Genomic DNA, 21,225 nt, shown 5'->3' on the forward strand with positions numbered 1-21,225 from the left:
CGATGTTTCAACCGATTGTAACGCGCTCGCTACAATACACGCACGATCGTGAATCCAGCCTCAGACCCGTAAAACATGCCAGAGTTGCCAGAAGTCGAAGTCACGCGCCGGGGCATCGAGCCCTTTGTCGCGGGCCGCCGCGTCGAGCGCGTCGACGTCCGTACCGAGATGTTGCGCTGGCCCGTGCCGGCAGGGCTCGCCGAGCAGTTGCGCGCGCGCGAGGTGCTCGCCGTCGAGCGTCGCGGCAAGTACCTGCTGTTCGAGGTCGACGCCGGCTGGTTCATCGTCCATCTCGGCATGACGGGCACGCTGCGCGTGCTGCCCGCCGACGGCGTGCCGGTCGCCGCCAGGCATGACCACATCGACTGGATCTTCGACGAGTTCGTGCTGCGGTTCCGCGATCCGCGCCGTTTCGGCGCGGTGCTGTGGCACCCGCGCGAAGCAGGCGACGTGCATGCACATCCGCTGCTCGCGAGCCTCGGCGTCGAGCCGTTCTCGCCGGCGTTTACCGGCGCGCTGCTGCACGCGCGCACGCGCGGCCGCACCGTGTCGGTCAAGCAGGCGCTGCTCGCGGGCGACATGGTCGTCGGCGTCGGCAACATCTATGCGTCGGAGAGCCTGTTTCGCGCGGGCATCCGGCCGACGACGGCCGCCGGCAAGGTCTCGCTGCCGCGCTACGAGCGGCTGGCCGACGCGGTGCGCGCGACGCTCGCCGACGCGATCGAGCGTGGCGGCAGCACGTTGCGCGATTTCGTCGGCAGCAACGGCGAAAGCGGTTATTTCCAGCTCGACTGCTTCGTCTACGACCGTGCCGGCCAACCCTGCCGCGCATGCGGCACACCGATTCGCCAGATCGTGCAGGGCCAACGGTCGACTTATTTTTGCCCGACCTGCCAGCGTTGAAACCTCAGCGTTGAAACCTTTTTCCCCGATCAGATAACTTGAAGCCGCCCCGCATCGCCCCCGCTCCGTTCCCCGTCACGCCGCTGCATCGCACGTTCGCCACGCGCCTGGTCGCATGGCAGCGCGAGCATGGCCGCCACGACCTGCCGTGGCAGAACACGCGCGATCCGTACCGGATCTGGCTGTCGGAAATCATGCTGCAGCAGACGCAGGTATCGACCGTCATCCCGTATTACACGCGCTTTCTCGAACGCTACCCGGACGTCGCCGCGCTCGCGGCCGCGCCGACCGACGACGTGATGGCGCTGTGGGCGGGCCTCGGTTACTACTCGCGCGCGCGCAACCTGCACCGCTGCGCGCAGGCCGTCGTCGCCGAGCACGGCGGCGCGTTTCCGGCGACGCCCGACGCGTTGGCCGAACTGCCGGGTATCGGCCGTTCGACGGCCGCGGCGATCGCGTCGTTCGCGTACGGCGCGCGCGCGACGATCCTCGACGGCAACGTGAAGCGCGTGCTTGCCCGGGTTTTCGGCGTCGAGGGCTTTCCGGGCGAGAAGCGTGTCGAGAACGACATGTGGGCGCTCGCCGAATCGCTGTTGCCCGACGCCGCGAATGCGGCCGACGTGAGCGCGTACACGCAGGGGCTGATGGATCTCGGCGCGACACTGTGCGTGCGCGGCAAGCCCGATTGCGCGCGGTGCCCGTTCGCGGGCGATTGCGTTGCGCAATCGACGGGCCGCCAGCGCGAGCTGCCGGCCGCGCGGCCGAAGAAGGCGGTGCCGACACGCAAGACCTGGATGCTCGTGCTGCGCGACGGTGACGCCGTGCTGCTCGAGCGCCGGCCGCCGACCGGCATCTGGGGCGGGCTGTGGAGCCTGCCGCAAGCGGACGGCGACGCCGCGCTTGCGGAACTCGCGCGCGGCTTCGGCGGCGGCGGCACGGTGCCGCTCGCGCCGCTCACGCACACGTTTACGCATTTCCGGCTCGAGATCGAGCCTCGGCTGAGCGACATGGCCGACGGCGGCGGCCTGCTTTCGGGCGCGCGGGACGCGGATACCGCGTGGGTCCCGCTGAGCCGGCTCGACGCGTACGGCGTGCCGGCGCCCGTGCGCAAGCTGCTCGATGCGCTGAGCGGGCCGCTGCTGTAACGAATGGGAAGGGCGCGGCGCGGGCCGGGTTCGGGAACGCGCCGGGATGCCGCTGGCGGGAAAGGTCTTCCGGCGGGTGCGACGCGCGACGGAATCGGCCGCGGTAGTTACAGCCAGCCGTGCCGGTCGAGTACGTGGTGCACGGCATCGATGCGTGCGCCGACGTCCGGAAACTCCATCAGCTTCTGCCGTGCGCGCAGGTCGAGCGGCAGCAGTTCCGCGAGGCGGTTCGACACCCAGCTCGGATCGTCGAGGCGGAACGGTTCGCCGAACGGCATTTTCTCCGGATCGGACTTCTTCAGCGCGTCGATGATGCGCTCGAGCACCTCGGCGCACGAGCCGAATTGAGCGAGCGCCTGCTCGCCTTCGAGCGGGATGTCGTCGGGCAGCGGCTCCGCGATGCCGACCAGCAGCCCGTTGCCTTCGACGCGATACGACAGCAGCTCGAAACGCTGCGTGCCGACGGCCTGCAGATAAAGCATGCCGAATTCGCCGGTATCGCACTCGGTGATGCGCGCCATGCAGCCGATGGTCTCGGGCACCGACACGGCGCCGTCCTGCGCGACTTCGGGCCCGCTCTTCAGCAGGCACACGCCGAACGGCGCGTTGTCGCGCAGGCACGCGCGGGACATGTCGAGATAACGCGCCTCGAACACCTTGAGCGGGAGCAGCCCCCCCGGAAACAGCACCGTGTGCAGCGGAAACAGCGGCAGGTCGATCAGGGTGGTCGATAGGGAGGACATGGCGCGCGGGCGTTGGGGCGTGCGTCGCTAGGGTCGGTCGACCTCTGAGACGAGCCGCGACGACGCGTCGACATCCACTGGCGCGTCACGATGCCGCACGATCACGTTCGCCTCGCGCGCAAGGCGCGCGGCAAGCGTTTCCGCGATGAACACCGAACGATGCTGCCCGCCCGTGCAGCCGATGGCGACGGTCAGGTAGCTGCGGTTGTCATCGCGGAAGTGCGGCAGCCATTTCATCAGGAACGCATGGATGTCGTCGATCATCTGGTGGACGATCGGCAGTGCGTCGAGAAAGGCGATGACCGGTTGGTCGAGCCCGGTGAGCGGGCGCAACTCGTGGTCGTAGTACGGGTTCGGCAGCGCGCGCACGTCGAACATCAGGTCGGCGTCGAGCGGCACGCCGCGCTTGAAACCGAACGATTCGAACATCACCATCAGGTCGTTGTTCTTCTGCTCGATGAAGCGCTTGACCCACGTACGCAGCGCGTTCGCGCGCAGCGTGCTCGTGTCGATCTGGTGGCCGAATTCGGCGAGCGGCGCGACGAGGTGGCGTTCGCGCTCGATCGCTTCCTCGAGCGACGACAGCAGGCCGACGTCCGCATCGTGCGACAGCGAGCCGGACAGCGGATGACGGCGGCGCGTTTCGGAGAAGCGCTGGATCAGCGACTGGGTGCTCGCGTTGAGGAACAGCACGCGGACGTCATGCTCGCGCGACAGCTCGCGAATCAGGCCGGGCATTTCGTCGAGCGATGCGCTCGAGCGCGCGTCGATCGCGACCGCGAGCCGGTGCTGACCGTCCTCCGCGAGGTAGCGGGCAAGTTCGGGGAGCACGTGCGGCGGCAGGTTGTCGACGCAGTAATAGCCTGCGTCTTCGAGCGCGTTCAGCGCGACGGACTTGCCTGAGCCGGAGATGCCGGTGATGAGGACGATGCGCATGGGAAGCAGAGAATCCTGACGTTTCATCATAGCACCGGCTCGACGCGTCGGCGTTGCGTGGCCGGCGCGTGCGGGTTACACCAGTTTGCCGGGGAATTGACTGTCGGGATCTTGCATCGCGAGTCGTTGCCGATCCATGAAATCGCGCAACGTGTCGATTCCGCGCAACTGCAGGATCGTGTTCCGGACGGCTGCCTCGACGAGCACCGCGAGGTTGCGGCCGGCTGCAACCTGGATCGTGACCTTGCTGATCGGCAAACCGAGCACGTCGACGGTCTGGCTTTCGAGCGGCAAGCGCTGGAATTCGCCGTCGGGGCGCCGCACGAGCTGCACGATCAGCTTCAGCTTCATTTTCCGCCGCACGGCGGTTTCACCGAAGATCGTCTTGATGTCGAGCAGGCCGAGGCCGCGCACTTCGAGCAGGTTCTGCAGCAGCGGCGGGCAGCGCCCTTCGACGAAATCGGGGCCAAGTCGGACGAAATCGACCGCGTCGTCGGCGACGAGGCCGTGGCCGCGGCTGATCAGCTCGAGGCCGAGTTCGCTCTTGCCGAGGCCCGAATCGCCGGTCAGCAGCACGCCCATCCCGAGGATGTCGATGAACACGCCGTGCAGCGTCGCGCGCGGCGCGAGGATCCGCGACATGTAGAGCCGCAGGCTGTCGATCACCGCGGCGGCCGACATCGGCGTCGTGAACAGCGGGGTCGACGAGCGCGTACAGCGCAGCACGAGTTCGGGCGGGGCGGCGGCGCCGCCTGCGACGACGAGGAACGGCGGTTCGAGGGCGATCAGTTCGGCCATGTGGCGCGAGCGGTCTTCGTCGGTCTGCCGCTGGTAGTAGTCGATTTCGGCTTCGCCGAGCACCTGGATCCGGTTCGGGTGGATCAGGTTCAGGTGGCCGACGAGGTCGGCGCTCGAGGTGGCATTGCCGACGGTGTCGGCCGAAAAGCCGCGTTCCCAGCCTTCATGCCCCGTCAGCCAGCTCAGTTTCAGCGTGGCCGCGTTGTCGTCGAAGATGCTCTGGGCGTTGATGCTGGACGTATCCATGACTGCTCCGTCACTCCAATGGGCCGGTGCATGCGCGCGGCGACGGACGTCGCCATGCCGGGCCGGCGCCGGGCGGCCCTGGACGGCGGCATGTGCCGCCTCGTACGGGAAAATAATCCGCCCGGATCAACTCAAGGTTGCCACTGAGTGAGCAGGCGATGCAACTCGGCGATATCCGTTTCGTTGTGCAGACGCTCGCGCGCGTCGCGATCGGACAGCAGTTGCGCGATTTCCGACAGGATCTCGAGGTGTTGCTGGGTGGCTTGCTCGGGCACGAGCAGGAAGATCAGGAGGCCGACCGGCTGGCCGTCGGGGGCTTCGAACGGGATCGCATCGGCGAGCCGGACGAACGCGGCGAGCGGGTGCTTGAGACCCTTGATGCGCCCGTGCGGAATCGCGACGCCCTCGCCGAGCCCGGTCGAGCCGAGGCGCTCGCGCGCGAACAGGTTGTCCGTGACGGTGCTGCGGGCGATGCCGTTCTGATTCTCGAACATCAGCCCGGCTTGTTCGAACACGCGTTTCTTGCTGGTGACTGAGAGGTCGATGACGACGTTCTCTATGGGCAGGATTTTGGCTAGGCGATTCATGTTGGCAGGCGATTGGGCGGCCTGGGGTCTCCTTGCGGCGGCAGACTGATCATCCATGTTCGGCGATATCAAGGCGTTCTGCATCGGCAATCTGCAAGGCAGCTACCGCATCCAGCGCCCCCCGGCGATAACCGGAACATTATAGAGCACAGCTGCGTGCGTGGCGCAGCGTGGACGGACCGGTTGCACCACCGCGCGGAGTCGCAAAAAAAACGCCCGGCGAGCCGGGCGACGTGTGTGTTGCGGTGAAGGTTACTGCGGCGGCAGTTCGATCTGGTCGATCGACGGTTGAAGCTTGATCGGGTCGTGCGCGTGCGTTTGCAGGCGCTCCATGTGCTTGACGACCTGACGGTCCAGCTTGTCGATCAGCAGGTCGATCGCCGCATACAGGTTACCGTTCGCGCTTTCGACGAAGATGTCCTTGCCCTTCAGGTGCAGATTGATTTCCGCGCGCTGCTGCTTGTCCTTTTCCTTGTGATTGTCGACCGAGAGGATCACAGTGCCATCGATCACCTGATCGCTATGCCGTAGCACCCGGTCCAGCTTGGTGATCACGTATTCGCGAATTGCAGGCGTGACTTCGAGATGATGTCCACTGATCTTCAGGTTCATAGTGCTTCTCCAAGCGAGTGACCACCCGGCCGCATCGAGGCGGCGCTCCGGTCGACTTGCCCATGCCGCACGAGGCGGCGTATCGCGGACAGGTCGCCCGGCCTGTTCCCCGTGTGCGCGGTGGCCGGAACACGCCCGCCGCCGGGCAGGCAGCAGGCTTAAAGAGACTTGCGCAGATTCACTGCCGGGATCTTGAGGGCTTCGCGATACTTCGCAACCGTGCGGCGCGCGACCACGAACCCCTGTTCTGCCAGCAGCTCGGCAATGCGGCTGTCCGAAAGTGGCGATTTTGGGTCTTCAGCTCCTATCAGTTGCTTGATGAGGGCTCGGATGGCGGTCGACGAGGCGGCGCCACCGGTGTCGGTCGAGACGTGAGATCCGAAGAAGTACTTAAATTCAAGCGTCCCGAACGGGGTCAGCATGTACTTCCCGGTTGTCACACGGCTGACAGTCGACTCGTGTAGGCCCAGCGTATCAGCTATTTCCCGCAAAACCAAGGGGCGCATGGCAATTTCACCGTGCGCAAAGAAGTTCTTTTGACGCTCGACAATCGCCTGCGCGACACGCAGGATCGTGTCGAATCGCTGCTGGATGTTCTTGATCAGCCAGCGTGCTTCCTGGAGCTGCTGCTTGAGCGAGCCGGCCGACGGATCGCCGCGGCTGTTGCGCAGGATGTTCGCGTAGAGGTTGTTGATCCGCAGGCGCGGCACGACCTCCGGATTGAGCTCCGCGAGCCATCCCTGGCCGGCCTTCTTCACGATGATGTCGGGCACGACGTAGTCGGCCTCGGCCTTGCCGTATGCGGCGCCGGGAAACGGCTCCAGCGAGCGGATCAGCGTGTGCGCGTCGCGCAGCGCGTCGTCGCTCGCCTTCAGGTGCTTGCGCAGCCGCGTGAAGTCGCGGGCGGCGAGCAGTTCGAGATGCTGCGACACGATCTCGAGTGCGAGCGTGCGTGTCGGGGACGGATCGAGGCGCAGCAACTGCAGCTTCAGGCATTCGGATGCCGAGCGGGCGCCGACCCCGGCCGGGTCGAAGCTGTGCAGCAGCGCGAGCGCCGCGTTCAGTTCGTCGCAGTCGATTTCCAGCTCGGGCGGCAGGTCGGCGAGCACTTCGTCGAGCGTGGCGGTCAGGTAGCCGTCGTCGTCGAGCGATTCGATCAGGAACATCACGAGCGCGCGATCGCGCGGGCTGGCCTGCGTGACGCGCAATTGCGCGGACAGGTGGTCGCGCAGCGACGTCGCCGCTTCCTGCACCTGCAGCGGCGGGAGGTCGTCGTCGTCGGACGCGCCGCTCGCGCGGCCGAATTCGTCGAGGTTCCACTGCGGGCCGTCGTTGCCGTCGCCGGACGCGTAACCGTCGTATTCGTCCGCGCCGGCCGGTTCGTCGCGCTCGGCGCGCTCGCTCGACGAACTGCCACTGTTTGTCGCAGCGGGCTCGGTGTTCTGGGCGGGAGGCGTCTGCGCGATCAACGATCCGTCCGCTGCGACACGCAGCGGGCTCGCGATCCATTCGTCGTCGTTCTCGAGCAGCGGGTTCTGCGCGACGGCCATCGCGACTTCCTGCTGCAATTCGAGCGTCGACAACTGCAGGAGCCGGATCGACTGCTGTAGCTGGGGCGTCAGCGCCAGATGTTGCGACAGGCGGAGTTGAAGGCTGGCTTTCATGGCGAGGAGGGAGTCATACCGGCAGTTTGCCACGACCCAGGCGCGTTGAGCCATCCGCGATTACGCGCGGCGCGCCGCCCGGCCGCGGGCACGGCCGCGGGCGTGGTTGCAAAGCAGGGCGCGGCCCCGCGCGGCGATGCCGGGCGGGGTGCAGCCAGCCACGAAGGGGAGTTACATCCGGAAGTGTTCGCCGAGGTACACGCGGCGCACGCTTTCGTTTTCGATGATTTCGCTCGGCGCACCGGCGGCGAGCACCGAACCGTCGCTGATGATGTATGCGTGGTCGCAGATGCCGAGCGTTTCGCGGACGTTGTGATCGGTAATCAGCACGCCGATGTTGCGCTGCTTCAGGAACTTGACGATCTTCTGGATCTCGAGCACCGCGATCGGGTCGACGCCGGCGAACGGTTCGTCGAGCAGGATGAAGTTCGGGTTGGTCGCGAGCGCGCGCGCGATTTCGACCCGGCGCCGCTCGCCGCCCGACAGCGACAGCGCGGGGTTCTCGCGCAGGTGGCCGATCTGCAGCTCGTCGAGCAGCGCTTCGGTGCGCGACGCGATCGCGTCCTTCGACAGCCGCTTGCCGTCTTCGCCGTGCTGCAACTCGAGCACCGCGCGGATGTTTTCCTCGACGGTCAGCTTGCGGAACACCGACGCTTCCTGCGGCAGGTACGACAGGCCGAGCGACGCGCGCTTGTGGATCGGCAGCAGGCTGATCGAGCTGCCGTTCAGCGAGATCTCGCCCGCATCGAGCGGCACGAGGCCGACGATCATGTAGAACGACGTGGTCTTGCCGGCACCGTTCGGGCCGAGCAGGCCGACGACTTCGCCGCTCTTCACGTCGAGCGACACGTCCTTGACGACCGTGCGCGAGCCGTAGCGCTTCTTCAGGTTGCGGACCACGAGCGAACTCGTGGTGCCGGCCGGCTGGCGGTTCGGTAGTGCGTTCATTGGCCCGGCGCCCCCTGGATCGTGGTCGACGGCGACAGCTTCGCCGGCGCGCCGTTCAGCGGCGCGGGGCCGCCGTTCTTCGGCGACAGCATCGCGCGCACGCGGCCGTTCGGGTTGCCCGGCGCGGCGACGTCCTTGCCGCCCTTCGCGGTGTAGAAGTCGCGCTGGCCGTCGTACGTGATCACGCTGCCGTGCACGGTATCGGCGACGGTCGACGTGCCCTGCAGGCGGCGCACGGTCGCGGCGGTGGTCAGCGTGGTCAGGTCCTGCTTGCCGTCGTAGTCGATGCGCTCGGCGTCGCCGTCGATGTACTCGTCGAGGCCTTCGCGCTTCTGGCGGAACGTCGCGTGCTTCTTGCCGCTGCCGAACGAGGTGGCGTACTGATAGCCTTCCGGGTCCTGGCGCACTTCGACGCGATCGCCCTTGATGATGATCGTGCCCTTCGTGATCACGACGTTGCCGGTCGCGACCGTGACCTGCTTCAGGTCGTCATAGGTCAGGTTGTCGGCCTCGACGTTGATCGGCTTGTTCTGGTCGGCCTTCTCGGCATGGGCGAGCGGCGCCAGCCCGGCCAGCGGGAGCGCCACGAGCGCCGCGGCAAGCGCGGCGCGGACGGCGCGCGCAGCGCCGCCGGAATTCTGTCGAGGGAACGGTTCGTTCATGCAGTCACGTGAGGGATGCGTCACTTGGGTTGACCTTTCGAGCCGCCGGACGTGTCCGCCGCGGCGATCGTGCCGCGCACGTTGCCGTAAAGCTCGATGACCCGGGTGACGTTGTTGTACTTCATGCCGTCGGTCGCGTTGACGAGCGACAGGCCGCGCTGAAGTTTAACCGGCTTTTCGGTCTGGATCACATCGTCATTGACGAAGATCCGGAAATGCTGGGAATCGGCCTGCATCTGCGGATCGCCGCCGCCGGCCGCGCGCAGGATGCGCGCGTCGTCGTACAAGTCGACGATCGACACGTCGCCGTTGACGATGCCGCGCTTCGCGGTGGTCGTCACGACCGGCTTGCCGGGCTGGAACGCGCGCATCGCCGGATCGGTCAGGTCGCTGTTTTCGGTGTCTTCGTAGTGGATCAGCTTCGCGGCCGTGAGCCGGTACTGGGTCGAGCCGGACTGGTCGAGCTCGGTGACCGAGAAGTTGTCCGCGAAATAGTCGGGCGTGTGGCGCTTCGGCTGCGCGGTGCCCTCGCCGGGCGGCGGCAGCGTGGCCTGCAGCAGCCACCAGGTGATGCCCGCGAGCGCGGCGACCGCGACGAGCGGCAGCAGCTGGGTCCAGCGGAAATGCGTGTTCATCCGTCAGGCTCCGCAGGCGGCCGCGAGCAGCGCGTCGTAGCGGCGCTGCGCGCGCAGGATCGCGTCGCAGACTTCGCGTACGGCGCCGTGGCCGCCACGGGCCTCGGCCACCCAGTGCGCGCGGGCGATCACCTCGGGGTGCGCATTCGCGGGGGCGGTCGCGAAGCCGCAGCGCAGCATCACGGGCAGGTCGGGCCAGTCGTCGCCCATGTAGCCGCATTGGTCGGCGGCGAGGCCGAGCGATGCGATGAGATCGGCGAACACGGCAAGCTTGTTCTCGACGCCCTGGAACAGGTGCGCGATCTTCATTTCCTTCGCGCGTGCCGCGACGATTTCCGAGCGGCGGCCCGTGATGATCGCGGTTGCGATGCCGGCTTCGCCGAGCAGCTTCACGCCGTGGCCGTCGAGGGAATTGAACGACTTCATCGTGTCGCCGGCCGCTGTAAACAGCAGGCCGCCGTCGGTCAGCACGCCGTCCACGTCGAAAATCATCAGCTTCACGCGGCTCGCGCGTTCGGCCGCAGTCAGCGCTGCGCTCATCAGATCACCTTCTTCGAAAACAGGTCGTGCATGTTCAGCGCGCCGATCAGCGTGCCGTCGGCATCGACCACCAGCATCTGGTTGATCCGGTGGCGCTCCATCAGTTCCACGGCCTCGACCGCCAGGTGATCCGGTGCGATCGTGCGCGGGTCGCGCGTCATCACGTCGGTGATCGACAACGTGCGGAAGTCGCCGTCGCGCGCGAGCACGCGGCGCAGGTCGCCGTCGGTGAAGATGCCGGCGACCTTGCCGTCGGCGTCGACCACGGCGGTCATGCCGAGGCGCTTCGCGGTGATCTGGAACAGCGCGTCCGACAGCGTCGCGTTGAGCCCGACGGACGGGACGTCGTCGCCCGAGCGCATCACGTCGCGCACGTAGGTGAGCAGGCGCCGGCCGAGCGCGCCGCCCGGGTGCGAGCGCGCGAAATCTTCCGAACCGAAGCCGCGCGCGTCGAGCACCGCAACGGCGAGCGCGTCGCCGAGCGCGAGCGCGGCGGTCGTGCTCGCGGTGGGCGCGAGGTTCAGCGGGCAGGCCTCTTTCGAGACCGCGGCGTTCAGGTTCACGTCGGCGAGCGTGCCGAGGCTCGATCCCGCGCGGCCCGTGATCGCGATCAGTTTCGCGCCGATCCGCTTCACGAGCGGCAGGATCGCGACGAGTTCTTCCGATTCGCCGGAATAGGAGATGCCGATGAAGACGTCGTCGGAGGTGACCATCCCGAGGTCGCCGTGGCTGGCCTCGGCGGGGTGGACGAAGAAGGCCGGCGTGCCGGTGCTGGCCAGCGTGGCCGCGATCTTGCGGGCGATATGCCCCGATTTGCCGATACCGGACACCACCACGCGGCCGCGGCAGCCGAGCAGCAGCGCGACGGCCTGGACGAAGCCGCCGTCGAGCTGGTCGCGCAGCGCGCGCACGGCGTCCGCCTCGATGTCGAGCACGTCGCGGGCGAGCGCGAGCGCCCGATCATCATTGATTTTCGCTATCATGCGCGGAGTATAGCAAAGGCGTTTGTTCGCCGCGCCGGGCCTTCGGACTCGTCCGATGTCGCCTGTCCACCGCCACCCTGCCGCGCCCGCTTTCCCGTGGCCCCGACGAACGAGGACGCTTTGCCCGTGATTTCCCCGCTCGAAATGACGCTCCTGCTGCTGCTGGCATCGGTGGTGGGCGTCGTCGTATTCCGCTCGCTGAACCTGCCGCCGATGCTCGGCTACCTGACCGTCGGCATCCTGGTCGGCCCGCACGCCTTCGGCATCGCGGCCGACCTCGAGCGCGCGGAGCATCTCGCGGAATTCGGCGTGGTGTTCCTGATGTTTTCGATCGGCCTCGAGTTCTCGCTGGCGAAGCTGAGGGCGATGCAGCGGCTCGTGTTCGGGCTCGGGCTGCTGCAGGTCGTCGCGACACTCGTGCTCGCGCTCGTGCTCGGCATGCTGTTCGAGCACTGGGTACACATCACGTGGCAGGGCAGCATCGCGCTCGGCGGCGCGCTCGCGATGTCGTCGACGGCGATCGTGTCGAAAATGCTCGCCGAGCGGCTCGAGATCGAGACCGAACACGGCCGCAACATCTTCGGCGTGCTGCTGTTCCAGGATCTCGCGGTGGTGCCGCTGCTGATCGTGATCGCCGCGTTCGGCGCCGAATCGTCGAAGGACCTCGCGCTCACGCTCGGCTTCGCGGCCGTCAAGATCGTGATCGCGCTCACGCTGCTGCTGGTCATCGGCCAGCGCTTCATGACGCGCTGGCTCAACGTCGTCGCGCGGCGCCGCTCGCAGGAGCTGTTCGTGCTGAACCTGCTGCTCGTCACGCTCGGCGCCGCGTTCATCACCGACCGCTTCGGCCTGTCGCTCGCGCTCGGCGCGTTCATCGCGGGGATGCTCATTTCCGAGACGCCGTTCCGCCATCAGGTGGAAGAGGACATCAAGCCGTTCCGCGACGTGCTGCTCGGCCTGTTCTTCGTGACGACGGGGATGCTGCTCGATCCGCGCGTGATCTGGGAGCATCCGTTCCTCGTGCTCGGTTTCTTCGTCGGGCAGATCCTGTTCAAGGGGACGATGATCGCCGGGCTCGCACGGCTGTTCGGCGCGACGCCGGGTGTCGCGATGCGCACCGGCATCGGGCTCGCGCAGGCCGGGGAATTCGGCTTCGTGCTGCTGAACCTGATCCTCGACCGGCATCTCGTCGATTCGACGCTGCTGCAGGCGATCCTCGCGTCGATGCTGCTGTCGATGCTCGCCGCGCCGTTCCTGATCCAGAACGCCGACCGGATCGTGATGCGGCTTTCGTCTATGGAATGGATGCAGCAGTCGCTGCAGATGACGCGGATCGCGACGCAAAGCCTCAAGCAGCGCGGCCACGTGATCATCTGCGGTTATGGTCGCGCGGGCCAGAACCTCGCGCGGATGCTCGAACAGGAAGGCATTTCGTACGTCGCGCTCGACCTCGACCCCGATCGTGTGAGCGCGGCCGCGGCGGCCGGCGAATCGGTCGTGTTCGGCGACGCGGCGCGCCGCGAGTCGCTGCTCGCGGCCGGTATCCATCGCGCGGCGGCGGTGGCGATCACCTATGCGAACACGCCGTCCGCGCTGCGCGTGCTTCACCACGTACACGAACTCGAGCCGACGCTGCCCGCGATCGTGCGCACCGTCGACGACGCCGATCTCGAGAAGCTGCTCGCGGCCGGTGCGACCGAGGTGATTCCGGAGATCGTCGAGGGCAGCCTGATGCTCGCGTCGCACACGCTGGTGCTGGTGGGCGTGCCGATGCGCAAGGTCGTGCGGCGCGTCGAGGAAATGCGCGACGAGCGCTACAGCCTGCTGCGCGGCTATTTCCGCGGCGCGGACGATGCGGACGACGACGACCACGAGCAGGTGCGGCTACAATCGGTGCCGGTCGATGCGCGCGCGGACGCGGTCGGGCGTTCGCTGGAAGAACTCGGGCTGTATGCACTCGGGCTCGAAGTCACGGCGATCCGCCGGCACGGCATCCGCGGCGTCGAACCCGATCCGCAGACCAAGCTGCGCGCGAGCGACATCGTCGTGCTGCGCGGGCTGCCCGAGGCCCTCGCGCTCGCGGAGGAGCGGCTGTCGCGCCATCGGCGCGATCCGCCGGCCGCGGCAGCCTGAGCCGCGCATGGATTGATAACCTGACCCGTATTTATTCGAAACGGTGCCCGATCTTCGCGCACCGTTTTTTTCGGAGAGTTTCATGCCGCATTCGTCGTCGGGCGCACCGCTCGATCCGGTCGCCTTCATCCACAGCCAGATCCGCACGGTGCCCGACTGGCCGCAGCCGGGCGTGATGTTCCGCGACATCACGACGCTGCTGCAGAGCCCGAAGGCGCTGCGCATCCTCGTCGACCTGTTCGTCGAGCGTTATGTCGATGCGAAGCTCGACTATGTCGCGGGCCTCGACGCGCGCGGCTTCATCATCGCGCCGATCGTCGCGTACGAGCTGAGCGTCGGCTTCGTGCCGATCCGCAAGGTCGGCAAGCTGCCGTACAAGACGCGCTCGGAATCGTACGACCTCGAATACGGCAGCGCGACGGTCGAGATCCATGAAGACGCGTGCCGCCCCGGCGACCGCGTGATCATCATGGACGACCTGATCGCGACCGGCGGCACGATGATGGCGGGGCGCAACCTGCTGCAGCGGCTCGGCGCGGAGGTCGTCGAAGGCGCGGCGATCATCGACCTGCCCGATCTCGGCGGCTCGGCGCTGCTGCGCAACGCGGGATTGCCGGTTTATACCGTCACCGAATTCGCCGGCCACTGATCGCCGGCACGCCTGATTCCACGTTACACAGCGAGGTCTCGATGCCCAACTTCATGCTGTTTCTCGCCACGTCGATCGCGATTACGTTCGCGCCGGGTCCCGACAACCTGCAGGTGCTCGCACGCGGCATCTCGCAGGGCCGCGCGGCCGGTTTCGTCGCCGCGCTCGGCTTCACCGCCGGGATCCTGTTCCACACGACGCTCGCGGCGCTCGGCGTCGCGGCCGTGCTGCGTTCGTCGCCGGTCGCGTTCGAGATCCTGAAGCTCGCGGGCGCCGCGTACCTCGTGTGGATCGGCATCAAGGCGCTGCGCAGCCAGGGCCTCGCGAACGCGCACGAGCGGCCGCCGCAGCCGCTTGGCACGATCTTCCGGCAGAGCGTGATCGGCAACCTGATGAACCCGAAGGTCACGCTGTTCTTCGTCGTGTTCCTGCCGCAGTTCGTCGATCCGCACGGCGGGCAGGGCGTGACGCTGCAGATGTTCGAACTCGGCGCGCTGTTCATGCTGCAGACGGCCGTGGTTTTCTCGCTGTTCGGCGTCGGCGCGGGCATGATCGGCGCGTGGCTGAAGCGCCGCCCGAAGGCCGGCGTATGGCTCGACCGGATCGCCGGTGCGACGTTCATCGCGATCGGCATCCGCGTGGCGCTGAAGGACTGACGACGATGACGTTTCCGTGCATTGCGGCCGCGCGCCGTTTCGACCCGGCTGCGCACCTGCGTTTCGAGATGGCCGGCCAGGCGGTCGGCTGGGTGCGCCGCCAGGATGTCGCGATGCTCGCCCGCTGGCCCGACGTGTTCGAGCTGACTGACGAGCGCGTCGTGCTGTCGTCGCGCTACGACTCGGTCGACGCACGCAGCATGGCGCTGGCGAGCGCCATCGGCGCGCTCGCGGCCGATGGCGCGATTCCCGGTTGGCGCGACGAGATCTACGCGATCCGCAACCGCTTCGACGATCCGCCGCTCGCGTACATCGAGCGCGCCGCGTCGCGCTTCTTCGGCACGCAGACTTACGCGGTGCATCTGAACGGCATCGTAGAATATGCGGTTGCGCCGGGCGAGCCGCCCGCCGCGGCCGTCCCGCAGATGTGGCTCGGCCGCCGCAGCGAGACCAAGGCAACCGACCCCGGCATGCTCGACAACGTCGTCGCGGGCGGGATCGGCTGGGGCCTGGGCGTTCACGAGACGCTCGCGAAGGAATGCTGGGAAGAAGCCGGCATTCCCGCCGAACTGGCCGCGCGCGCGATCGCGGGCCGCGCGGTGCAGGTGCTGTGCTCGCTGCCGGAAGGCACGCAGTCCGAACTGATCTTCGTGTACGACCTGCCGCTGCCGCGCGACTTCGCGCCGCGCAACCAGGACGGCGAAGTGGCCGAGCACCTGCTGGCCGGCGTGCCCGAGGTGATCGGCTGGCTGCGCGCCGGCCGCGCGACGATGGATGCGAGCCTCGCGACGCTCGACACGCTGCTGCGCCACCGCTGGATCCCGGCGGCCGACGCGGCGGGCATCGACGCCCTGTTCGCACCGGCCGCGTGACGCGTGCCGCGCACGCAGTCCGGCGGCGCGAACGGGCAATTTGACGAATACGGAAACGAAGGGAGTAGCGGTCATGCCGACCGATCACAGCTTTATCTTGAAACTGTCGTGCCCCGACCGGCACGGCATTGTCCATGCGGTCTCGGGCTTCCTGTTCGAGCGCAGCAACAACATCCTCGATTCGGCGCAGTTCGGCGACAGCCGCACCAGCGAATTCTTCATGCGCGTGCACTTCGAGCAGGACGGCGGCGGTGCGGATGCCGCGACGGCGCTCGACACGCTTCGCAAGGAATTCGCGCCGCTCGCCGAGCAGTTCTCGATGCGCTGGGAACTGCATGACGCGGCCGTGAAGCCGCGCGTCGTGATCATGGTGTCGAAGATCGGCCACTGCCTGAACGACCTGCTGTTCCGCTATCGCACCGGCCAGCTGCCGATCGAGATCCCGGCGATCGTGTCGAACCACAAGGAGTTCTACCAGCTCGCCGCGAGCTATAACATCCCGTTCCATCACTTTCCGCTGATCGGCGGCTCGTCCGATGCCGCGAAGGCCGCGCAGGAAGCGCGTGTGCTGGAAGTGATCGACGAGCACCAGGCCGATCTCGTCGTGCTCGCGCGCTACATGCAGATCCTGTCGCCGAACATGTGCGAACAGCTCGCCGGGCGTGCGATCAACATCCACCATTCGTTCCTGCCGAGCTTCAAGGGGGCGAAGCCTTATTACCAGGCGTTCGATCGCGGCGTGAAGCTGATCGGCGCGACCGCGCACTACGTGACGACCGATCTCGACGAAGGCCCGATCATCGAGCAGGAAGTCGAGCGCGTCGACCACAGCATGACGCCCGACCAGCTGACCGCGATCGGCCGCGACGTCGAGTGCGTGACGCTCGCGCGTGCGGTGAAGTGGCACGTCGAGCACCGGATCGTGCTGAACGGGACGAAGACGGTCGTGTTCCGCTGATTCGCCGGCGCAGGCCCGTACAAGCAAAAACGCCGCACCCTTTACGGGGTGCGGCGTTTTTTGTTGCTTGAGCGCGCCGGCTGCTTCAGATCAGCCGCAGCAGGTACAACTCCCGCTTCAGGTACGCATAGAAGATCGGCGCGGCGATCACGCCGGGCAGCCCGAACGCGGCTTCCATGATCAGCATCGCGAGCAGCAGCTCCCACGCGCGCGACTCGATCTGGCCGCCGATGATCTTCGCGTTCAGGAAGTACTCGAGCTTGTGGATGACCACGAGGAACGCAAGCGACGCGATCGCGGTGCCCATGCTGACCGACAGCGACACGGCGACGATCAGCGTGTTCGAGATCAGGTTGCCGATCACGGGCAGCAGGCCGACGATGAACGTGACGAGCACGAGTGTTTTCGACAGCGGCAGCCGCTGGTGGAAGATCGGCAGCGCGACGAGCAGGTAGATGCCGGTGAACACCGCGTTGATCGCCGAGATCTTGATCTGCGCGAACACGATCCGGCGGAATGCGTCGGCGAAGCGCGACACGCGCGTGACGAGCGCGGTGGACAGCGGCCGGCGCACCTTGCCGTGCTCGACGCCGATCGCGATCATCGCGCCGATGATCATCCCGAACAGCACGTGGCCGAAGCCGCGCGCAACGCTCTTGCCGCTTTGCTGAAGCTGGTCCATGTGCGAGTGCATCAGCACGGCGGCCTTCGTCTTCATCTGCTCGACGTCGACGGGCAGCAGGTTCGCGATCCAGGCCGGCGTGCGCGCGCGGGTCTGCTCGACGATCTGCATCAGCTGGTCGAGCAGGCTCTGCAGGTTCGGCACCGTGCGTTCGAAGTGTTCGATGATGCCGATCGTCAGGCCCGTCAGCGCGCCGACGATCGCGATGGCCAGCAGCACGACGGCGACCCAGCGCGCGCGCATGCTTGTGGTGTGACGTTCGATCACGGGGGCGATCGTGTGGATCAGCTGGTAGACGAGCAGGCCGGCCAGCAGCCCGCCGAGCAGCTTGAGCTCGATCACGAGCCACATCGCGAGGATCGCAAACACATAGCTGCCGATCTCGAGTGCCGACAGTTTCGGCAGGCTGAAGTCGCTCGTCAGCCGCACGCTGCGCAGGTGCGGTTCGCGATTCTGCGTATCGCGAGACGAGTCTGGTTGCTTCTCCATCGTGGATTCCTGTCGTTCGTGTGTCATGCCGCGGAATGCGCGGCAGAGCCGTGTTCGCCCGGCGCCGCACCGGATTGGTGCGTACGGCGAACCTTACGACCGTAAAGTATAGCCGCCATTATGGGCCGCAACGGGGCCGTTTGGCGCATGGTGTAAACGCAGAAGGGAAAACGAGAGGAGGCCGGTTGCGCGGTGCGCAGAAGCGCGCGCGGCCGGGCGGCCGCGCGCGGGACGGGCAGGGCGGCGCGAAGCGTCAGCCCGCCGCGACCTTGCGGGTCGGGCGCTTGAGCAGCGGTGCGAGGTACTTGCCGGTAAAGCTCGCTTTCGTCTTCGCGACCTGCTCGGGCGTGCCCTGCGCGATGATCTGGCCGCCGCCGGCACCGCCTTCGGGGCCGAGGTCGATCACCCAGTCGGCCGTCTTGATCACGTCGAGGTTGTGCTCGATGATCACGACCGTGTTGCCCTGGTCGCGCAGCCGGTGGATCACTTCCAGCAGCAGCGCGATGTCGTGGAAGTGCAGGCCGGTGGTCGGCTCGTCGAGGATGTACAGCGTGCGGCCGGTGTCGCGCTTGGAGAGTTCGAGCGACAGCTTCACGCGCTGCGCCTCGCCGCCCGACAGCGTGGTGGCCGACTGGCCGAGGCGGATGTAGCCGAGGCCGACGTCGAGCAGCGTCTTCAGCTTGCGCGCAATGACCGGCACCGCGCTGAAGAACGCATACGCGTGCTCGACGGTCATGTCGAGCACTTCGCTGATGTTCTTGCCCTTGTACTGCACTTCGAGCGTTTCGCGGTTGTAGCGCTTGCCGTGGCACACGTCGCACGGCACGTAGACGTCCGGCAGGAAGTGCATCTCGACCTTCAGCACGCCGTCGCCCTGGCACGATTCGCAGCGGCCGCCCTTCACGTTGAACGAGAAGCGGCCCGGATCGTAGCCGCGTTCCTTCGAGGTCGGCACGCCCGAGAACAGCTCGCGGATCGGCGTGAACAGGCCGGTATAGGTGGCCGGGTTCGAGCGCGGCGTGCGGCCGATCGGCGACTGGTCGACGTTGATCACCTTGTCGAAGTGCTCGAGGCCCTCGATCGCCTCGTGCGGCGCCGGTTCGGCCGACGAGCCGTACAGGTGGCGCGCGACCGCGTGATACAGCGTGTCGTTGATCAGCGTCGACTTGCCGGAGCCCGACACGCCGGTGATGCAGGTCAGCAGGCCGACCGGCAGCTCGAGATCGACGTGCTTCAGGTTGTTGCCTTGCGCGTCGACGATGCGCAGCATCCGCTCGGGATCGGGCGCAAGCCGCTCGTCCGGGTACTCGATCGTGCGCTTGCCGATCAGGTACTGGCCGGTGAGCGACTGCGGGTTCGACTGCACCTGCTTCGGCGTGCCTTCGGCCACGATCACGCCGCCGTGCTCGCCGGCGCCCGGGCCCATGTCGACGACGTAGTCGGCCGTGCGGATCATGTCCTCGTCGTGCTCGACGACGATCACCGAGTTGCCGAGGTCGCGCAGGTGCTTGAGCGTCGCGATCAGGCGGTCGTTGTCGCGCTGGTGCAGGCCGATCGACGGCTCGTCGAGCACATACATCACGCCCGTCAGGCCCGAGCCGATCTGCGACGCGAGCCGGATGCGCTGCGCCTCGCCGCCCGACAGGGTCTCGGCGCTGCGCTCGAGCGACAGGTAGTCGAGGCCGACGTTGTTCAGGAAAGTCAGGCGCGCGACGATTTCCTTGATCACCTTGTCGGCGATCTCGCGCTTCGCGCCTTCGAGCGTCAGGCCGTCGAAATAGCCGAGCGCGTCGCGCAGCGGCCAGCCGCTGATTTCATAGATGCCGCGCGCGTGGTCGCCGGTGCCGATGCGCACGTGGCGCGCTTCGCGGCGCAGGCGCGTGCCTTCGCACGCCGGGCACGGCTGGTTGTTCTGGTACTTCGACAGCTCTTCGCGCACCGCGACCGAGTCGGTCTCGCGGTAGCGGCGCTCGAGGTTCGGGATGATCCCTTCGAACACGTGCTCGCGGATCGTCGTGCGGCCGCGCTCGTTGATGTACGAGAACGGGATCGTCTGCTTGCCCGAGCCGAACAGCAGCACCTTCCGGATCTTTTCCGGCAGGTCCTCGAACGCGGCGTCGATGTCGAATTCATAGAAAGCCGCGAGACTCTGCAGCATCTGGAAGTAGAACTGGTTGCGGCGGTCCCAGCCTTTCACGGCACCGGCCGCGAGCGACAGCGACGGGTGCGCGACGACCCGCTTCGGGTCGAAGAACGTGATCTGGCCGAGGCCGTCGCATTCCGGGCACGCGCCCATCGGGTTGTTGAACGAGAACAGGCGCGGCTCGAGCTCCTGGAGGGAGTACGAGCAGATCGGGCACGCGAACTTCGAGCTGAACAGGTGTTCCTTGTCGGTATCCATCTCCAGCGCGATCGCGCGGCCGTCGGCGAGGCGCAGCGCCGTCTCGAACGATTCGGCGAGGCGCTGCTTCATGTCCGGGCGCACCTTGAGGCGATCGACGACGACGTCGATCGTGTGCTTGTCGTTCTTCTTCAGCTTCGGCAGCGATTCGACTTCGTAGATCTTCCCGACGCCTTCGTTCGCGGTGCCGCCGCCCGAACGGACGCGAAAGCGCACGAAACCCTGCGCCTGCATGTCCTCGAACAGCTCGGCGTGCTCGCCCTTGCGGTCGGCGACGACGGGCGCGAGGATCATCAGCTTGGTTTCCTCGGGCAGCGCGAGCGCCGCGTCGACCATCTGCGACACGCTCTGCGCCTCGAGCGGGATCTCGTGGTCGGGGCAGTACGGCGTGCCGACACGTGCGTACAAAAGTCGCAGGTAGTCGTGGATTTCCGTGACCGTGCCGACGGTCGAACGCGGGTTGTGGGACGTCGCCTTCTGCTCGATCGAGATCGCGGGCGACAGACCCTCGATCAGGTCGACGTCGGGTTTCTCCATCAGCTGCAGGAACTGGCGGGCATACGCGGACAGGCTTTCGACGTAGCGGCGCTGGCCCTCGGCATAAAGGGTGTCGAACGCGAGCGACGACTTGCCCGACCCGGACAACCCGGTAATCACGATCAGCTTGTGGCGCGGCAGGTCGAGATTGACGTTTTTCAGGTTGTGGGTACGTGCCCCACGGATACGGATCTGTTCCATGAACCTGGCGAAAATGGAGGGAACCAAACCTGCTACTATAACGGCTTTTCGAGGCCGTCGTTTGGGGCCCCCGGCCTTGGCCGCAGGTGGCAGCAAGGCGGCGCCTGCGCCGGGAAAGCGGCCGCGCCGCGCGGTTCCGGGTGGCCCGCGGGCTGCCTGAATCCTGCCCCGACGTGTCGCCCGCCAAGCCTCCCGGCCGCTGGTCCTGATCTTCCGCCGCCCGGTGTCGGGCGGTCATCCCGATC

At 67.1% G+C, this 21,225-nt stretch carries 20 protein-coding genes; 7 read left to right on the plus strand and 13 right to left on the minus strand.

What is annotated here, in order from left to right; translation table 11 throughout:
• The first annotated feature begins 75 nt into the window (after positions 1–75).
• The gene (gene mutM / locus VK92_RS25920) at positions 76–903 is read left to right on the plus strand and encodes a bifunctional DNA-formamidopyrimidine glycosylase/DNA-(apurinic or apyrimidinic site) lyase (protein WP_048025672.1); all 828 of its coding nucleotides are present in this window, start codon (positions 76–78) and stop codon (positions 901–903) included.
• Positions 904–941: 38 nt separating this feature from the next.
• Complete coding sequence (gene mutY / locus VK92_RS25925; protein ID WP_021162604.1) at positions 942–2,048, plus strand: A/G-specific adenine glycosylase; 1,107 nt, start codon at positions 942–944, stop codon at positions 2,046–2,048.
• 107 nt (positions 2,049–2,155) lie between these two features.
• Here the strand turns inward: mutY and VK92_RS25930 are convergent, their stop codons facing one another.
• The 11 genes from VK92_RS25930 to kdsD all read right to left on the minus strand — a co-directional run bounded on the left by VK92_RS25930 (position 2,156) and on the right by kdsD (position 11,402).
• Positions 2,156–2,791, minus strand: coding sequence for an LON peptidase substrate-binding domain-containing protein (locus tag VK92_RS25930; RefSeq protein ID WP_021162603.1), 636 nt, complete (start codon positions 2,789–2,791; stop codon positions 2,156–2,158).
• Between the two features lie 27 nt (positions 2,792–2,818).
• Entirely contained in the window at positions 2,819–3,727 is a 909-nt protein-coding gene (gene rapZ, locus VK92_RS25935; protein ID WP_021162602.1) for an RNase adapter RapZ, read from the minus strand.
• A gap of 75 nt (positions 3,728–3,802) precedes the next feature.
• Positions 3,803–4,771 (minus strand): HPr(Ser) kinase/phosphatase, encoded by a 969-nt coding sequence (hprK, locus tag VK92_RS25940; protein WP_011353227.1) that lies wholly within the window; start codon positions 4,769–4,771, stop codon positions 3,803–3,805.
• A gap of 131 nt (positions 4,772–4,902) precedes the next feature.
• Positions 4,903–5,442 carry a PTS sugar transporter subunit IIA gene (locus tag VK92_RS25945; RefSeq protein ID WP_034195946.1) on the minus strand — a complete coding sequence of 180 codons (540 nt, stop codon included), beginning with the start codon at positions 5,440–5,442 and terminating at the stop codon, positions 4,903–4,905.
• 168 nt (positions 5,443–5,610) lie between these two features.
• Positions 5,611–5,970: a ribosome hibernation-promoting factor, HPF/YfiA family gene (gene hpf / locus VK92_RS25950; protein WP_006477786.1), complete on the minus strand. Its 360-nt coding sequence runs from the start codon at positions 5,968–5,970 to the stop codon at positions 5,611–5,613.
• Positions 5,971–6,128: 158 nt separating this feature from the next.
• Positions 6,129–7,634, minus strand: a complete 1,506-nt coding sequence (locus tag VK92_RS25955) for an RNA polymerase factor sigma-54 (protein WP_048025671.1) — start codon at positions 7,632–7,634, stop codon at positions 6,129–6,131.
• 171 nt (positions 7,635–7,805) lie between these two features.
• Positions 7,806–8,582 (minus strand): LPS export ABC transporter ATP-binding protein, encoded by a 777-nt coding sequence (lptB, locus tag VK92_RS25960; RefSeq protein WP_021162599.1) that lies wholly within the window; start codon positions 8,580–8,582, stop codon positions 7,806–7,808.
• Entirely contained in the window at positions 8,579–9,244 is a 666-nt protein-coding gene (lptA, locus tag VK92_RS25965; RefSeq protein WP_021162598.1) for a lipopolysaccharide transport periplasmic protein LptA, read from the minus strand. The genes lptB and lptA overlap by 4 nt, the downstream gene beginning before the upstream one ends.
• Before the next feature lie 20 nt (positions 9,245–9,264).
• Positions 9,265–9,879, minus strand: a complete 615-nt coding sequence (lptC, locus tag VK92_RS25970; protein ID WP_021162597.1) for an LPS export ABC transporter periplasmic protein LptC — start codon at positions 9,877–9,879, stop codon at positions 9,265–9,267.
• 3 nt (positions 9,880–9,882) lie between these two features.
• A complete protein-coding gene (locus VK92_RS25975) occupies positions 9,883–10,419 on the minus strand; it encodes a KdsC family phosphatase (protein ID WP_021162596.1) in 537 nt (178 codons plus the stop codon).
• A complete protein-coding gene (gene kdsD, locus VK92_RS25980; RefSeq protein WP_048025670.1) occupies positions 10,419–11,402 on the minus strand; it encodes an arabinose 5-phosphate isomerase KdsD in 984 nt (327 codons plus the stop codon). The genes VK92_RS25975 and kdsD overlap by 1 nt, the downstream gene beginning before the upstream one ends.
• Before the next feature lie 126 nt (positions 11,403–11,528).
• Between kdsD and VK92_RS25985 the strand changes: the two genes are divergently transcribed.
• The 5 genes from VK92_RS25985 (at position 11,529) to purU (ending at position 16,670) form a co-directional block, all read left to right on the plus strand.
• Positions 11,529–13,535 (plus strand): monovalent cation:proton antiporter family protein, encoded by a 2,007-nt coding sequence (locus VK92_RS25985; protein WP_048025703.1) that lies wholly within the window; start codon positions 11,529–11,531, stop codon positions 13,533–13,535.
• A gap of 82 nt (positions 13,536–13,617) precedes the next feature.
• Positions 13,618–14,184, plus strand: coding sequence for an adenine phosphoribosyltransferase (locus VK92_RS25990; RefSeq protein ID WP_011353218.1), 567 nt, complete (start codon positions 13,618–13,620; stop codon positions 14,182–14,184).
• Between the two features lie 41 nt (positions 14,185–14,225).
• On the plus strand, positions 14,226–14,840 hold the full coding sequence (locus tag VK92_RS25995; protein ID WP_021162592.1) for a LysE family translocator: 615 nt from the start codon (positions 14,226–14,228) through the stop codon (positions 14,838–14,840).
• Positions 14,841–14,845: 5 nt separating this feature from the next.
• The gene (locus VK92_RS26000) at positions 14,846–15,712 is read left to right on the plus strand and encodes an NUDIX hydrolase (RefSeq protein WP_048025669.1); all 867 of its coding nucleotides are present in this window, start codon (positions 14,846–14,848) and stop codon (positions 15,710–15,712) included.
• Positions 15,713–15,785: 73 nt separating this feature from the next.
• A complete protein-coding gene (purU, locus tag VK92_RS26005) occupies positions 15,786–16,670 on the plus strand; it encodes a formyltetrahydrofolate deformylase (protein WP_021162590.1) in 885 nt (294 codons plus the stop codon).
• Between the two features lie 85 nt (positions 16,671–16,755).
• Here purU and VK92_RS26010 read toward each other — a convergent pair whose 3' ends face one another.
• Positions 16,756–17,841 carry an AI-2E family transporter gene (locus VK92_RS26010; RefSeq protein ID WP_048025668.1) on the minus strand — a complete coding sequence of 362 codons (1,086 nt, stop codon included), beginning with the start codon at positions 17,839–17,841 and terminating at the stop codon, positions 16,756–16,758.
• Between the two features lie 253 nt (positions 17,842–18,094).
• Complete coding sequence (uvrA, locus tag VK92_RS26015) at positions 18,095–20,980, minus strand: excinuclease ABC subunit UvrA (protein ID WP_048025667.1); 2,886 nt, start codon at positions 20,978–20,980, stop codon at positions 18,095–18,097.
• Positions 20,981–21,225: the final 245 nt, after the last annotated feature.

The organism is Burkholderia sp. LK4 (assembly GCF_001043615.1).
GTDB classification, from domain to species: domain Bacteria; phylum Pseudomonadota; class Gammaproteobacteria; order Burkholderiales; family Burkholderiaceae; genus Burkholderia; species Burkholderia cepacia.